The following is a 14222-nucleotide window of genomic DNA, read 5'->3' as shown; positions in this document are numbered from 1 at the left end:
CGTTTCACAAGGACGCCTGATGTCGCAACCCCATGTCGCCATTCTCGATGACGAGGCCGAAATCCGCCGCATTCTGGCCGATGCGCTGACCGAGGCCGGGTTTCGCACCTCGACCTATTCGCGCGCGACCGAATTCGAGGCGGCGCTCAAGCGCACTGCGCCCGATGTGTGTCTGGTCGATCTGGGTCTGCCCGACCGGGACGGGCTGGCGCTGGTGCACCGGCTGGCGCTGGAATCGGGGGCGACGATCATCATCATTTCGGGCCGCGCCAACATCAACGACCGGGTGACCGGGCTGGAGCTGGGGGCGGATGACTATATCATCAAGCCGTTCGAGCCCGCCGAGGTCGTCGCCCGCATCCGCGCCCGGTTGCGCAAATCGCGCCCGACGCCGGACAGTGCCGGATCGGTGGCGCGGTTCAACGGCTGGGAGGCGCAGTTCGACCGCTACATGCTGCGCGGCGACGACGGCGTGGAGACGCCGTTCAGCCACGCCGAGGGCGAGGTGCTGCGGCTGTTTCTGGAAGCGCCCAAACGCCTGATCTCGCGCACGCAGATGCAGGAATCGCTGGGCGGCGCAGCGGGCGAGAGTTTCGACCGGGCGATGGATGTGCGCATCTCGCGGCTGCGGGCCAAGCTGGGGGAAGACCCCAAGAACCCGCGCCTGATCAAGACGATCTATGGGGCCGGGTATATCTTTCTGGGCGATGTGAGCTGGAGTTGAGCCAAGGCAGACCGGCGCTCGGGGGCATCTTGCGTCGCGGGCAAACCTCCACTGGAGGTTTGCCTAAACGCTCCTCACCCCTCGCGCCGGGTGGGTTGCCACCCACACCCGCTTCAAGGGGGACGCACGCGCCCCCCTTGAATAACCCCCCCATGGATATTTGGAGACAGATGAGGGGCGCTCAGAAGTAGCCCCGGACAAGCGAGGCGCTGACGAGGGTCCAGCCGTCGGCCACCACAAAGAACGCCAGTTTGAACGGCAGCGAGACAACCGCAGGGGGCACCATCATCATCCCCATCGACATCAGCACCGCCGCGACCACCAGATCGATGATCAGGAACGGCAGGAAAATCACGAAGCCGACCTCGAACGCATGCGACAGTTCCGAGAGCAGGAAACTGGGCACCAGCACCGACAGCGGACCGTCGGGCGAAAAGACTGGCGCCTCAGGGCGCAACTGCGCCAGCCCGTCCCAGGTGCCGGGATCGATGCGGGCGGCCATGAAGGTGCGGAATGGCTCGATGGCGCGGGTGAGGGCTTCCTCGACGCCGATCTGCCCGGCTTCCAGCGGGACAACACCGGCGTTCCAGGCGGCGGTGAACACCGGTTCCATGACGAAATAGGTCAGGAACATGGCCAGCGTGGTCAGCAGCATGCCCGGCGGCGATTGCTGCAGGCCGATGGCCTGCCGCAGGATCGCCAGCACGGTGACGATGAAGGGAAAGCAGGTCACCATGATCAGCAGCCCAGGCACAAGGCTGAGCAGGGTAAGCAGCACCAGCAGCTGCACCGAGCGCACGGCCAGACCGCCCCCCTCGCCCAGCGAGAGCGTCAGTTCCTGCGCGCTGGCCGCAAGGGGCAAGACCAGCATCAGCGCCGCCAGCAACGCGGCGAGGATGCCCCGCGCCGCCATGCTCACAGCCCGTTCGACAGATCGGCGACCTCGGTCAGGCGGACGGCCATCTGCCCGGCCTGATCGCCCTCGAGCTCCTCAAGCACGCCGCGCGCGATCAGCCGGTCACCGACATAGAGCTCGACCGGATCCTCGACCCGGCGGTCCAGCGGCAGCACTGACTCGCGTTGCAGGCGCAGCAGATCGCGCACCAGCGGCCGGGCGCGTCCCACCGCGACGACGATCTCGATGGGCACTTGGGTGAACGCGCCGCTGCCGAGGCTGGCGGCGGGCGTGGCGGTTTCGGTGTCAGGCAAGCTGGCTCTCCTCGGTCTGGATCAGGTAGAAACGGTCGATGGCGCGGCGGATTTCCTCGGCGGCGTGGGTCAGGTCGATGTGCGTCTCGGCCTCACCCAGAACGAAGAGCGCCTGTCCCTCGGCCAGATCGTCGGTCTCGACCAGATCGAGCGGTGGCAGCACCAACCCCTCGAACGCGGCGAGATAGGCGTCGCGGCTGCCCGACGGGACGCGCAGGGTGAGCGGTGCATCCGCCGCGCCATGGGCCAGCGGCGTGAGATGTTCGATCGCCAACGGGACGATGGAGGCGCGCGCAAGCGTCGGCAGCACACAACTGAGCATGCCTTCAAGCATGGGAAGCAGCGCCTTGAGCACATGGCCGCGCGCCTCATGGTAGGTGAAATTGAGCTGTTCGGCCTGACGCTCGATGGCCTCACGGCGCGCGGTCTCATCGGTTTGCACCTGCTGGCCGCCATCATCCCAGCCAGCCAGATAGCCGCGCTCATAGGCGTTGAGGCGAATATCCTCGATCTCTTCGGGCATTAGCAGCGCCGGGCCTTCCGGCGTGTCGGCGGTTTCAAAGACCTCAAGCTTCAGGGGGTGCGGCATCAGCGCGGCTCCTCGGGTTCTTCCATCCAGCTGCGCAGGATTTCTAGCGTTTCGTCCTGCCGCTCGGAGATCAGCTGGCGCATGCGCTCGACAGGATCGGGGGCGTCTTCATCGCCGGAACTGCCGCCGAAATCGCTGTCAATCTCGCCGGTCAGGCTTGGGCTCATCGCGATCATCGGCGCAAAGCCGGACATCAGATTGGTGTCTTCCTCGTCAAACCCGCCGCTGCTGCGCACAGTGCCGCCCTTCAGCAACGGGCGCAGCACGAACAGCGCAAGGAACAGCACCACAGCACTCAGCGCACCCAGCCGGATCAGGCCCATCAGGTCGAGCTGCGATACCCAGCTGGCCACGCCGACCGTGCCGTTCTGATCGAGAACCGGCTCGAATTGCAGCGAGCGCAGGGTGATGACGTCGCCGCGCGCCTCATCCAGACCCACGGCCGAGGACACCAGCGCGCGCAACGCCTCCAGTTCCTCTTCCGGCCGGGCGGTCCATTGTTCGACGCCATTGGCATCGACATTGCGCACACCATCCACCAGAACGGCGACCGTCAGACGGCGGATCGACCCCGGTCCGCGCTCGAATTCGCGACTGGTCTGGCTCACCTCCCAGTCGATCTCGCTCACGCGAGAGCTGTTCGCGCGATTCCGAGCGCCCGTCGGTCGCCGCCGCGTCACCGTCGGGCAGGTTCGACGCCACCGACACGCCCGACCCGCCGGTGTCGCTGGAGGTCACATTGCGCTCTTCGGTCTCCTGGCTGACGGCGGTGCGGGTTTCGGGGTCTATCCGCCGTTCGGTGATGGTTTCGCGGTCGGTGACGGTCTCGATATTCACCTCGACCACCGCGCGGCCGGGGCCGACACGGGCTTCCAGCAGACGCTCGACATTATGGCGCATCAGCTCGGCGCGGTCGTTCGCTTGCGCCCCCGGCCCTGTATCATCGGCCACGATCATCCCGCCGTTCGAATCGATCACCGCGACATCCTCGGCGTGCAGGCCCGCCGCCGCCGAGGCCACCAGAAACCGCAGCGCCTGCGCCTGTGCCGGGGTCAGCGGCGGCCCCGCAGGCGTCACCGTGACCGAGGCCGAGGCCTGCTGGTCGCGCCGGAACGGTTGCGTCGCGCCTTGGGAAATATGCACGCGGGCGAACCGGATATGCGGGCTGGCCATGATCGTGCGCGCCAGTTCCCCCTCTTTCGCCCGCCAATAGGCGGCGTCGAACATCTGCGCCGTGGTGCCAAAACCGGTCAGCCCGTCGAGCAATTCGTATCCGGTCGAGGAATTCGCCGGCAGGCCCTGCGCCGCCAGGGCCATGCGCATTTCATCGCGCTGCGTCGCCTCGACATAGATCGCATCGCCGCGCACCTCATAGCCGACATTGCGTTGGTCGAGCGCCTGAATCACCTCACCGGCCTGTGCGCCTTCAAGTCCGGCATAGAGCAGTGACATACCCGGCGCGGTTGCCGCGCGCGCAAGCAGGAGCACGGCGGCAAAGACGCCCAGACTGGCCACAACGGCGATCACGCGGCGGCGCGGTTCCAAGGTGTTCCACACGGAGAGGAGCTGTTCCAAGACCATTCCCTTTCGCGGACGTTCTGCCCGGTTGAATCGATCCTTGCCCTGTTTCGATTAACAATCGGTTAGCCACATGATGCGAAAACAGACCCCGGAACATGCGACGAACACGATTCGACCCAACCGGAGGGCACCTTGCCATGGCCACCAATGCCGAGACCGACCAAACCCCTGCAAAAGCATCAAAACTCCCGCTTCTGATCGGGCTGGTTCTGGCGCTGGCCGGGGGCGGCGGTGGCTTCTATGCGACGTATTCGGGGCTGCTCGATTCGCTTCTGGGCGGCAGCGACAGCGCCGCCACGGACGGCCCCGCCGCCGCCCATGGCGCCCCTGCGGCGGAGGGTCACGGCGCCAGCGCGCCCTCTGAGGGCGGCGATGGGGCCGTGGGCAGTACCGCCTTCGTCCCGGTCGATCCGATCACTGTCAATCTGGGTACGCGGGGCGACGCGCGGCATCTGCGGTTTTCGGCCCAGCTTGAGGTCGGCCCCGGTGCGGCGGTTGAGGTGCAGCGCCTGATGCCGCGCATCGTCGATGTGCTCAACATCTATCTGCGGGCGCTGGACCCGCACGAGCTGGAAGAACCCGCCGCCCTGATGCGGTTGCGAGCGCAGATGCTGCGCCGGGTGCAGATCGTCACCGGGCCGGGTCTGGTCAACGATCTGCTGGTCATCGAATTCGTGTTCAATTGAGGGGCTTGTGATGAATTTTCTCTCCGATCTGCTGTTGGCCGCCGCTGCCCTTGGGGCCGGTCTGTATTGCGTGATCTTGTCGCGGCGGCTCAGCGCGCTCGGCTCGCTTGAGGGCGGCATGGGCAGCGCAATCGCCATGCTGTCGGCGCAGGTCGATGATTTGGCACGGTCACTCAAAGCCGCGCAAGAGACGGCGGGACGCAGCGGCGCACAGCTGGAGGGGCAGACCGCGCGGGCCGAAACCGTTGCGCGCAAGCTGCAATTGCTGGTCGCCTCGCTGCATGATCTTCCCGACGAGCCCGTCGCACAGCCGCAAAGCGTGCGCCCACCGTCACCCTGGCCAACCGAGACGGCGCAGCGCGGCCCGGCCCGCGTGGCAGAACCCGAAGCCCCGCCGCGCGCCCGCGTCCTGCGGCGGCGGCATGCGCCCGAGGCCTCGTGATGGCGCGCGCCGCCCCGCCCCGGCGAAAACGCCGGGCCCGCGTCCTGCCCTTGCTGGCACTGGCCTTCTTTATCGGCGCAGGGCTGCGTCTTGCCTCGGGCATGGGTGAAGCGTTGGCGCAGGACCCCGAGCCTGAAAGTGCCACCAGCACCTCGGGTGCCCTGCGTTCCAGCCCGGTGAGCGACGCACAACTGCTGCTTGAAATCCGGCAACGCGAACAAGAGGTTGCGCAACGCGAAGCCACCCTTGACGAGCGCGAGGCGCTGCTCGCCGCCGCACAGGAGCGGGTTCAGGCACAAATCGAAGCCCTGCAAGGGGCCGAGGCAGACCTGGCCGCGACCATGGCACTGGCAGACCGCGCCGCCGAGGATGACATCACCCGGTTGGTGTCGGTGTTTGCGGTCATGAAACCCGAAGATGCCGCAGCCGTCTTTACCGAAATGGACCCACAGTTCGCGGCAGGTTTTCTGGCCCGGCTCGACTCGCAGGTGGCCGCCGACATCCTCGCCGGTCTGGACCCGCGCCAAGCCTATGGGCTGAGCGCGATTCTGGCCGGTCGCAATGCGCTTGTCCCGCGTGAATGACCCAGCGGTGAAGCATTTTTTAAGACCTCCCTGTCAGCCTCGACCCAGAGAGAAACGGAGCGATTCATGATCGGCATCATCGGCATCGTCGTGGTTTTCGTGATGGTGTTCGGCGGCTTTGTCATGGCCGGCGGCCACTTCGACATCATCCTGCACTCCCTGCCCTATGAAATGACCATGATTGGCGGCGCGGCGGTGGGGGCCTTTCTCATCGCCAACAATGGCGCAGGCGTAAAGCAAACGCTCAAAGACATCGGCAAGGTATTCAAGGGGGCCAGCTGGAAACCCAAAGACTACAATGACTTGCTCTGCCTGCTCTTTGAACTGATCCGGCTGGCACGGCAAAATCCCGTCGCGCTGGAAGAACATATCGAAGCGCCCGACAGCTCGGATATCATCAGCCGATACCCCAAGATCCAGAAAGACCATGAAGCGATCGAACTGATCTGCGACACGCTGCGGTCGATGACCCTCAGCTATGACGACCCGATGCAGGTCGAAGAGGTGCTCGACAAACGCATGGAAGCGTCGTTCGAACACGCGATGCATTCCAGCCATGCGATGCAGACGGTGGCCGACGGACTTCCAGCCCTGGGCATTGTGGCGGCGGTTCTGGGCGTCATCAAGACAATGGCGGCCATCGACCAGCCGCCCGAAGTGCTCGGCGGCCTGATTGGCGGCGCACTGGTCGGCACCTTCCTCGGCGTGTTCCTGGCCTATGGCTTCGTTGGGCCTTTCGCGTCGAAAATGGGCACGGTGGTTCAGGATGATTCGCATTTTTACAAACTCATCCGCGAAGTTCTGATCGCCAATCTTCACAACCATCCGGCCAACATGTGCATCGAGGTGGGGCGCCAGAACACGCCGCATCATCTGCGCCCCAGCTACGGCGACCTCGAAGAAGCGATGCGCAGCCTCAAACGAGAGGCGGGATGATGCGCCTCTATCTCCGGCTTGTCGCAGCCTTGTGCCTGCTCACCGCGCCGGTTTCGGCGCAAGTTGTCACGCCGAGGGCGGGCGAACATGCTGATTTTACGCGGCTTGTTCTGGCTGTGCCCGCTGGCACCGGCTGGCGCCTCTCGCCCGACGGACGCAGCCGGGCGCTGACCATCGAGGGCGCAGCCATCCGCTTCGACCTTTCGCAACTCTTTCGACGCATTCCGAGGACACGCTTGGCCGATGCCACGGCCGAAGGGCCAGTCCTGACCCTGACCATGGACTGCGCCTGCCCCGTCACCGCCTGGGAGGAACGTCCCGGGCTGATCGTGCTCGATATCGGCAACCCGCCGCCTGAGGAACCCGCGCAAGAAACCCCGCTTCCACCCGCTCTGCCCACCAGTCCTCCACGCCGCCCGCCGCCCCTCGACCCGATCGCGACCGCGCGCAGCGCCGGGACGCAGCTTGCCCGCGCGATGCCCCTTCTGACCGCCGGGCCAGAGGAGGCTGTTGCCGAAGACCCTCGGCTCGCCACTCTGGCAGAGGATCTCGGCCGCACAGTCGCGCAAGCGCTGGGTCAGGGGATTCTGGACGCGGCAATCGACGCGCCGATCCCCGACGTAGGGTTGCTCAGCAGCACCCCCACCCCCGATCTGCCTGCGAACATGCGCGTCACCACGGTGATGGACCGCGCAGATCCCGGTGCCCTGACGGTGGCCCGACCACCAGAGTTCTGTCAGGGGGCCGACCGACTCGAATCGCTATTGACCCAGAACACCGAAGATTTCTCTGCCGAGCACGGCAGGCTGGCGCGCGCACTGTATGGCGAATTCGATCAACCGGATCCCGCCGCGCGTGCCGCCTTGGTCGGGCTCTATCTCTCTGCCGGGTTCGGCGCAGAGGCCCACGCGCTGTTGGTGAACAGTCAGGACATTGTCGCCGGGCGCGACTTCGCGCTTGGTGTCGCGGATGTGCTGGAGGACCGCGCCACCAACTCGCGCATGCGGCTGGCGCAGGCGATCGACTGCGGTGGGATCGCGGCGCTCATGGCCGTTCTGGCCGGGGCAGACGCCGACGCGGTGCGCCAGAACGATGACGCCATCGCGCTCACCTATAGCCTGCTCTCGCCCTCGCTTCGCGCCCGCGTCGGCCTGCCTCTTGCCGAGCGCCTCGCAGAGGTCGGCGCACTCGACGCCGCGCGCATCGTCGCCGACAGCCTGCGCCGCTCTTCCTGGACGGTGCCGCAGGATGTCGCGCTGGCCGAGGCCCTGCTGGATCGCGCGCGCGGCCACCCCGTCGATGCGGCGGCGCGGCTTGAGCATGAGGGCGGCAGCAACGCCGAAACGGTTCAGACCCGTCTCGACCTTGCCCTGCAAACTCAAAACGGTCTGGATTCAGAAACGCTCGAAGGGGCTGCCGCGTTGGCCGCCGCAGCGCGCACTGAATCCGAAGGCGCAGAACTCATGGCGTCGGTGATCCGGCTGCATGCGCGCTCGGGGTCCAGCCCGGACGCGTTTGCGGCGCTGGACCGGCTGGAAAGCTGGGTGCAGGAGACCGGCGAAAACCGTCGCTTGATCGAAACACTGCGGGACGAGGTCTGGGCCGCGCTGGCGGATACGGGCAGCGATTTCGGTATCGTCGAGACGGTCCTCGCGCGTGAAGACTGGCGCGCGCCGGGTCTGACACCGCAAACGCGGCGCAAACTGGCCAAGCGTTTGCTCGATCTTGGCCTCGTTACGCCGGTGCACAGCTTGGTCGGCACCCTCGACGATCCGGAAGCGCGCGTGCTGCGGGCCCGCGCCTGGGTGTCAGAAGGCGATCCTGAGCAGGCCCTCACCCTGCTGGCCGATGACCATACGACCGATGCACGCCAGACCCGTGCGGCCGCGCTCGGCCAGATCGGCGATCACGCCGGCGCGGCGGCGGAATTCGCCGCGCTCGGGGTGACCGACGCCGAAGCGCGCGCCGTCATTCTTGCCGGCGATTGGCGACGACTGGAAACCCTGCACGGCGCAGAGGCTCCACCGACCGCCGACGCGGCGGGACTCAGCCAGATTTTGGGCCGCACGCCCGGCCATGCAGAAGTGGCCCGCGCGCAGGCGGATCAATCAGCGCCCCAGGCCCATGAGGCCGCGACGCAGGACGCGGCCCCGACAGGCGCAGAACCCGCAACACCGGATCGCGCCAATGCCGACCCGGATCTCTCGCCGCAAGAGCCCCAAGCGCGCGCGGCACCCCGCATGCCCGGCGACGGCACGCCGATCGCCGAGCCGCCACCCACCGCCGAGGTTGGCCGCTCGAGCGTTGCCGACCTGGCAACGGGCCCGATTCCGGACGATCCGGGTGCGATTTTCAACAGGTTTGGGCTGGTTCGGCGCAGTTCGACGTTGCTGGCCGAAAGCGAGCGCCTGCGTGAAGCCCTGACCCCTCTGGTACAGGTGCGCAATTGAAACCGGGCGCTGCAAACGCGGCGCCGATCCCGGGCTGGCCCTGGGTCGACCTGCGCGACAGCCAAAGCCGCGCTCGCAGCGGGCAGAGGTTCGCAAACCGAAGGCCTGCCGCCCCGCGTTCGGTTTTGGCTGGCCGAGAAGCCCCGTGCAGGCGACGCTTCTCAGCCACCAGTGCCATGCCGCATCAGGGACCCAGGCGGTGGTTGGACCCCACGCAGAACGCATGAATCCACCGACTTTAACGCGAAAGTTCACGCTCGAATAACTTGGATGCTTGAAGTTTAAAATGATTGCAAGCCGGTCACGCTCTGCTAACCTCCGCTCTATTCGCCGCGTCAGACGGTAACCAGACTGGGAGTTTCACCATGACCATCCGCACCACGCTTTCGGCAGGCCTTGCCGCGATGAGCCTGACCGCCGCTCTCGGTGCCAGCACCGCTTTGGCGGATCCCGTGACCGTCGGCCTGATCACCACGCTTTCGGGCGGCGGCGCGGGTCTGGGCGTCGATATCCGCGATGGTTTTCAGCTGGCCCTGTCCATGTCCGGCTCGGATGCGATCCATCTGGTGGTCGAGGATGACGGCCAACGCCCCGAACAGGCCGTTCAGATCGCCGACCGCATGATCCAGTCCGAGCGCGCGCAGATCCTGACCGGCATCGTCTGGTCGAACCTCGCCATGGCGGTGGTGCCCTCGGCAACCGCGCAAGACGTGATCTACGTTTCGCCCAACGCCGGCCCCTCGCAACTGGCCGGTGCGGGCTGCACCCCGAACTATTTCAACGCAGCCTATCAGAACGACACGATGCATGAAGCGTCGGGGGCGTACGCCAATGTTCTGGGCTATGAGAACACCTTCATCATGGCGCCGAACTATCCCGCCGGGATCGACGCGCTGACCGGCTTCAAGCGCTATTTCGAGGGCACGCTGGCGGGTGAGCTGTTCACCCAGTTGGGCCAGACCGATTTCGCCGCCGAGATCGCACAGATCCGGGCCTCGGGCGCGGATTCGATCTTTATCTTCGAGCCGGGTGGCATGGGCATCAGCTTCATGCGCCAATACGCGCAATCGGGCATCGACCTGCCGATCATTTCGGCCGCCTTCTCGTTCTCGCAGGACGTGCTGCCCGCCGTCGGCGACGCCGCCCTGGGCGTGATCAACACCGCCGAATGGTCGCCCGACATGGACAACGCGGCTAACCAGGCCTTCGTTGCCGGTTTCCAGGAGGCTTACGGTCGCCTGCCCTCGGTCTATGCCGCACAGGCGTTCGATTCAGCCAACCTGATTCTGTCGGCGCTGGCCGCTGCGGATATCAATGACCTGCCCGCGTTCCGCACGGCGATGCGCGCAGCGGATTTTGACTCGGTGCGCGGGGCGTTCCGCTTTGGCAACAACCAGCACCCGATCCAGAACTACTATGCGCGTGAGGTCGTCTCGGTCGACGGCGTCCTGACCAACCGCCTGGTCGGCACCGCGTTCGAGGATCATCAGGACGTCTACGCCGCCGATTGCGCGATGGAATGACCTGACCGGGGCGCGCGGCTTGACGGCGCGCGCCCCCCTCTGCAACGACCCGCGAAGGGATCGCCGTGACCACTGCACTCTTTCTGGAACAAGTGCTGAATGGCCTGCAACTGGGCCTGATGCTGTTCCTCATGTCCGCTGGCCTGACGCTGGTGTTTGGCGTGATGGGCCTGATCAATCTGGCGCATGGCTCGCTTTATATGATTGGCGCGTTCTTTTGCGCCGCTGCGGCTGCGGCCAGCGGCAATTTCTGGCTGGGCCTGATCGCCGGCACTGCTGCTGCGGCGGCAGCGGGTGCCCTGATCGAGGTAACCGTCCTGCGCCGTCTCTATGACCGCGACCATCTGGATCAGGTGCTGGCCACGTTTGCGCTGATCCTCGTGCTGTCGGAATTAACCAAGATCGGCTTTGGACCCTTTCCGCTGTTTCTGGATGTGCCGCCGATCCTGTCAGGCACGGTCAATCTGGGCATCGCGCAGTACCCGCTGTACCGGCTGGCCCTGATCGGCTTTGGCCTGGCGGTGGCGCTGGGATTGTGGCTGCTGATCGCGCGCACCCGTCTGGGCATCCGCATTCGCGCCGGTGAGAATGATCGTGAGATGATCGCGGCACTCGGCGTCAACATCCGCGCGCTTTACACGCTGGTCTTCGCGCTGGGGGCCGGTCTGGCTGGTCTGGCCGGAGCGCTGGTCGGGGCCGTGCAATCGGTGCAGGTCGGCATGGGCGAGCCGGTGCTGATCCTCGCCTTCGTGGTCATCGTGATCGGTGGCATCGGCTCGATCAAGGGCGCGATGGTCGGGGCGCTGTTGGTCGGCGTGATCGACACGATGGGTCGCTTCCTGCTGCCCCGGCTCTTTGGTCATTTCATGGAGCAAAGCCAGGCCGCCGGCATCGGTGCCGCGCTTGCCTCGATGCTGATCTATGTGCTGATGGCCGCCGTGCTGGTCATCCGCCCCAAGGGATTGTTCCCCGCTCATGCCTGAAAAATCCCGCGAATACGCCGTCAACGCGGTCCTGGCCCTGGGCCTGCTGCTGGTGCCGCTCTGGGCGCTGTGGGCCGGTGAGCCGTTTACCATCACGCTGGCGACCCGCATTGCGATTCTGGCGCTGGCCGGGGTTGGCCTGAACATTGCGCTGGGGCTGGGGGGCATGGTATCCTTCGGCCACGCCGCTTACTTTGGCATCGGCGCTTATGTCGCTGGAATCCTTGCGCAACACGCCTTCCTGAACACCCCGGTCCTGGGCCTGCCCGGCAGCAATCAGATGCTGACCATCTGGCCGATTGCCATGCTGATCTCGGGCGTGATGGCAACGGCAATCGGCGCGTTGAGCCTGCGGACCTCTGGCATTTTCTTCATCATGATCACCCTCGCCTTCGCGCAGATGGTGTTCTATTTCGCCATTTCATGGCCCGCCTACGGCGGTGAAGACGGGTTGCCGATCTATGTGCGCAACCAGTTCCCCGGCCTTAACACCATGCGGCCGTGGGATCTGTTCCTCGTCGCCTTCGGGGTGCTGATGGCGGGACTGGCGTTTTCAGCCCTGCTGCGCGGCTCGCGGTTTGGTGCGGCGCTGATGGCGATCCGCCAGAACCCCGAGCGCGCAGCGGCCGTCGGCATCAACCCTTACGGCGTGCAACTCACTGCCTTCGCGATTTCGGGGATGATCACCGGGCTGGCGGGCGCGCTGATGGCGGACCTGACCCGCTTCACCTCGCCGTCGATGATGGCCTGGCCGATGTCGGGCGAGCTGATCGTGATCATCATTCTGGGCGGCACGGGGCGGCTGTTCGGCCCGGTTGCGGGCGCGGCCATTCTGGTCGGGTTCGAGGTCACGTTCGGCGGCATGACCGAACATTGGAAACTCTGGCTGGGCCTCGTGCTGCTGGGCGCCGTGCTCTTTGCGCGCGGGGGTCTGATCGGCCTGATCGCGGGAAAAGAACGCCATGGTTGAGCCGGTCCTGACCCTGTCCCACCTGCAGAAAAGTTTCGGCGCGCTCAAGGCCACCGATGACGTCTCGCTGACCCTGATCCCGGGCGAAATCCACGCGCTGATCGGACCGAATGGTGCGGGCAAATCCACGCTGATCGGCCAGATCGCGGGCAAGATCGCGCCCGACAGCGGCACGATCACCTTTCGCGGCCGCGACGTGACCCAGTTGAGCACCGCCCAGCGCGCCCGGCTGGGACTGGGGCGCAGCTTTCAGATTTCCTCGCTGATCCCCGAATTTTCCGCCCGCCGCAACGTGATGCTGGCCCTGCAGGCCCGTCAGGGCCACCCGTTCCGCTTCCTCAAACCCGTGCAGCGCGACCGTGGCCTGATCGCAGGCGCGCAGGCGATTCTGACCCGCGTCGGCATGGCGGGCCGCGCCAGCGTGCCCTCGGCCGAACTCAGCCATGGCGAGCGCCGGCTGCTGGAAATCGCCATGGCGCTGGCGCTGGAACCGGCGTGCTTTCTGCTCGACGAGCCGATGGCGGGCATGGGAACCGAGGGGGTCGGCAAGCTGGTCAGCTTCCTGCAAGACCTCAAACAGCAAGCGCCGATTCTGCTGGTCGAACACGACATGGACGCGGTGTTTGCGCTGGCCGACCGGATCACGGTGCTGGTTTACGGGCAGATCATCGCCTCGGGCAGCGTCGAGGACATCCGCCATGACCCGCGCGTGCGCGAAGCCTATCTGGGAGACCCGGCATGACTGACCTGCTCAGGGTCGAGGGGATCGAGGTGTTCTACGGCGCCTCGCAAGCGCTGTTCGGCGTCGATCTGACAGTTCAAGAGGGGCAAGCGGTCGCCCTGATGGGCCGCAACGGGATGGGCAAGACCACGACCATCCGCACGCTGTGCCGCCTGCACGCGGCGTACCGGGGGCAGGTCTGGTTCGCCGGGCAGACGATCACCACCCTGCCCAGCTACAAGGCCGCACGCCTTGGCATCGGGCTGGTGCCCGAGGGGCGGCGCTGCTTTGCCACGCTCACCGTCACCGAGAACCTGATCGCCGCCGCCCGCCCCGGCGCGTGGACGCTGGAACGGGTGCAAGGCTTCTTCCCCCGCCTCGCCGAACGCGCCGGGCAACAGGCCAGCACCCTGTCGGGCGGCGAACAACAGATGCTCGCCATCGGCCGCGCCCTGATGACCAACCCGCGCCTTCTGGTGCTCGATGAGGCAACCGAGGGCCTCGCCCCCGTCATCCGACAGGAAATCTGGGCCGCCATCCGCGCACTCAAAGCGCAGGGCCTGTCCATCCTCGTGGTCGACAAGACGCTGAGCGAACTCAAACCCGTCGCCGACACCTGCGTCATTCTGGAACGCGGCCAAAGCGTCTGGTCCGGCACCCCGTCCCAGATCACACCCGAGATCGAACACCGCTACCTCGGCCTCTGACCCTTCATCTTGCTTTCAATACGCCCCTTGAGGGGGTCCGGGGGACGCCCTGCGTCCCCCGGCGGGGTGCCGGGGCTGGCCCCGGCGCGGCGCGAGGGGGCTCGATGCCCCCGAGCG

The 14222-nt window shown here is 66.2% G+C and carries 14 protein-coding genes and 1 pseudogene; 11 read left to right on the top strand and 4 right to left on the bottom strand.

From position 1 onward, the window contains the following. Positions 1-19 precede the first annotated feature (19 nt). Positions 20-724 (top strand): response regulator transcription factor, encoded by a 705-nt coding sequence (locus tag OKW52_RS09040; RefSeq protein ID WP_264505406.1) that lies wholly within the window; start codon positions 20-22, stop codon positions 722-724. 181 nt (positions 725-905) lie between these two features. Here OKW52_RS09040 and fliP read toward each other — a convergent pair whose 3' ends face one another. The 4 genes and pseudogenes from fliP to fliF form a co-directional block, all read right to left on the bottom strand. Beyond that, positions 906-1637 carry a flagellar type III secretion system pore protein FliP gene (fliP, locus tag OKW52_RS09035; RefSeq protein WP_264505405.1) on the bottom strand — a complete coding sequence of 244 codons (732 nt, stop codon included), beginning with the start codon at positions 1635-1637 and terminating at the stop codon, positions 906-908. 2 nt (positions 1638-1639) lie between these two features. Then, on the bottom strand, positions 1640-1933 hold the full coding sequence (locus OKW52_RS09030) for a FliM/FliN family flagellar motor switch protein (RefSeq protein ID WP_127104581.1): 294 nt from the start codon (positions 1931-1933) through the stop codon (positions 1640-1642). After that, positions 1926-2522, bottom strand: a complete 597-nt coding sequence (locus OKW52_RS09025; RefSeq protein WP_264505404.1) for a hypothetical protein — start codon at positions 2520-2522, stop codon at positions 1926-1928. Before OKW52_RS09025 ends, OKW52_RS09030 begins: the two co-directional genes overlap by 8 nt. After that, positions 2522-4103, bottom strand: a pseudogene (gene fliF / locus OKW52_RS09020) (flagellar basal-body MS-ring/collar protein FliF). Before fliF ends, OKW52_RS09025 begins: the two are co-directional and overlap by 1 nt. A gap of 137 nt (positions 4104-4240) precedes the next feature. Between fliF and OKW52_RS09015 the strand changes: the two are divergent. The 10 genes from OKW52_RS09015 to OKW52_RS08970 all read left to right on the top strand — a co-directional run bounded on the left by OKW52_RS09015 (position 4241) and on the right by OKW52_RS08970 (position 14105). Further along, positions 4241-4789: a flagellar basal body-associated FliL family protein gene (locus OKW52_RS09015; RefSeq protein ID WP_264505403.1), complete on the top strand. Its 549-nt coding sequence runs from the start codon at positions 4241-4243 to the stop codon at positions 4787-4789. A 10-nt stretch (positions 4790-4799) separates the two neighbouring features. Continuing rightward, positions 4800-5231, top strand: a complete 432-nt coding sequence (locus OKW52_RS09010; RefSeq protein ID WP_264505402.1) for a hypothetical protein — start codon at positions 4800-4802, stop codon at positions 5229-5231. Continuing rightward, positions 5231-5815 carry a MotE family protein gene (locus OKW52_RS09005; protein ID WP_264505401.1) on the top strand — a complete coding sequence of 195 codons (585 nt, stop codon included), beginning with the start codon at positions 5231-5233 and terminating at the stop codon, positions 5813-5815. The genes OKW52_RS09010 and OKW52_RS09005 overlap by 1 nt, the downstream gene beginning before the upstream one ends. A gap of 66 nt (positions 5816-5881) precedes the next feature. Further along, positions 5882-6751, top strand: a complete 870-nt coding sequence (gene motA, locus OKW52_RS09000) for a flagellar motor stator protein MotA (protein WP_264505400.1) — start codon at positions 5882-5884, stop codon at positions 6749-6751. Next, positions 6751-9201 carry a hypothetical protein gene (locus tag OKW52_RS08995; protein WP_264505399.1) on the top strand — a complete coding sequence of 817 codons (2451 nt, stop codon included), beginning with the start codon at positions 6751-6753 and terminating at the stop codon, positions 9199-9201. Before motA ends, OKW52_RS08995 begins: the two co-directional genes overlap by 1 nt. Before the next feature lie 365 nt (positions 9202-9566). Next, positions 9567-10724 (top strand): ABC transporter substrate-binding protein, encoded by a 1158-nt coding sequence (locus tag OKW52_RS08990; RefSeq protein ID WP_264505398.1) that lies wholly within the window; start codon positions 9567-9569, stop codon positions 10722-10724. A gap of 65 nt (positions 10725-10789) precedes the next feature. Beyond that, positions 10790-11707 (top strand): branched-chain amino acid ABC transporter permease, encoded by a 918-nt coding sequence (locus tag OKW52_RS08985; RefSeq protein WP_264505397.1) that lies wholly within the window; start codon positions 10790-10792, stop codon positions 11705-11707. Next, positions 11700-12677, top strand: a complete 978-nt coding sequence (locus OKW52_RS08980) for a branched-chain amino acid ABC transporter permease (protein WP_264505396.1) — start codon at positions 11700-11702, stop codon at positions 12675-12677. Before OKW52_RS08985 ends, OKW52_RS08980 begins: the two co-directional genes overlap by 8 nt. Continuing rightward, positions 12670-13419, top strand: a complete 750-nt coding sequence (locus OKW52_RS08975; RefSeq protein ID WP_264505395.1) for an ABC transporter ATP-binding protein — start codon at positions 12670-12672, stop codon at positions 13417-13419. Before OKW52_RS08980 ends, OKW52_RS08975 begins: the two co-directional genes overlap by 8 nt. Continuing rightward, positions 13416-14105, top strand: a complete 690-nt coding sequence (locus OKW52_RS08970; protein ID WP_264505394.1) for an ABC transporter ATP-binding protein — start codon at positions 13416-13418, stop codon at positions 14103-14105. Before OKW52_RS08975 ends, OKW52_RS08970 begins: the two co-directional genes overlap by 4 nt. Positions 14106-14222: the final 117 nt, after the last annotated feature.

The sequence above is a fragment of the Pararhodobacter zhoushanensis genome, assembly GCF_025949695.1.
Taxonomy (GTDB): Bacteria; Pseudomonadota; Alphaproteobacteria; order Rhodobacterales; family Rhodobacteraceae; genus Pararhodobacter; species Pararhodobacter zhoushanensis_A.
The sequence above is the reverse complement of the archived record's forward strand: the minus strand, read 5'-3'. Positions and strand labels throughout refer to the sequence as shown.

Coding starts and splice junctions, on each gene's coding strand:
- OKW52_RS08970 (WP_264505394.1), top strand. CDS start 13,416: ATGACTGACCTGCTCAGGGTCGAGGGGATCGAGGTGTTCTACGGCGCC.
- OKW52_RS08995 (WP_264505399.1), top strand. CDS start 6,751: ATGCGCCTCTATCTCCGGCTTGTCGCAGCCTTGTGCCTGCTCACCGCG.
- OKW52_RS09005 (WP_264505401.1), top strand. CDS start 5,231: ATGGCGCGCGCCGCCCCGCCCCGGCGAAAACGCCGGGCCCGCGTCCTG.
- OKW52_RS09040 (WP_264505406.1), top strand. CDS start 20: ATGTCGCAACCCCATGTCGCCATTCTCGATGACGAGGCCGAAATCCGC.
- OKW52_RS09015 (WP_264505403.1), top strand. CDS start 4,241: ATGGCCACCAATGCCGAGACCGACCAAACCCCTGCAAAAGCATCAAAA.
- fliP (WP_264505405.1), bottom strand. CDS start 1,637: ATGGCGGCGCGGGGCATCCTCGCCGCGTTGCTGGCGGCGCTGATGCTG.
- OKW52_RS08990 (WP_264505398.1), top strand. CDS start 9,567: ATGACCATCCGCACCACGCTTTCGGCAGGCCTTGCCGCGATGAGCCTG.
- OKW52_RS08980 (WP_264505396.1), top strand. CDS start 11,700: ATGCCTGAAAAATCCCGCGAATACGCCGTCAACGCGGTCCTGGCCCTG.
- motA (WP_264505400.1), top strand. CDS start 5,882: ATGATCGGCATCATCGGCATCGTCGTGGTTTTCGTGATGGTGTTCGGC.
- OKW52_RS09025 (WP_264505404.1), bottom strand. CDS start 2,522: ATGCCGCACCCCCTGAAGCTTGAGGTCTTTGAAACCGCCGACACGCCG.
- OKW52_RS08975 (WP_264505395.1), top strand. CDS start 12,670: ATGGTTGAGCCGGTCCTGACCCTGTCCCACCTGCAGAAAAGTTTCGGC.
- OKW52_RS09010 (WP_264505402.1), top strand. CDS start 4,800: ATGAATTTTCTCTCCGATCTGCTGTTGGCCGCCGCTGCCCTTGGGGCC.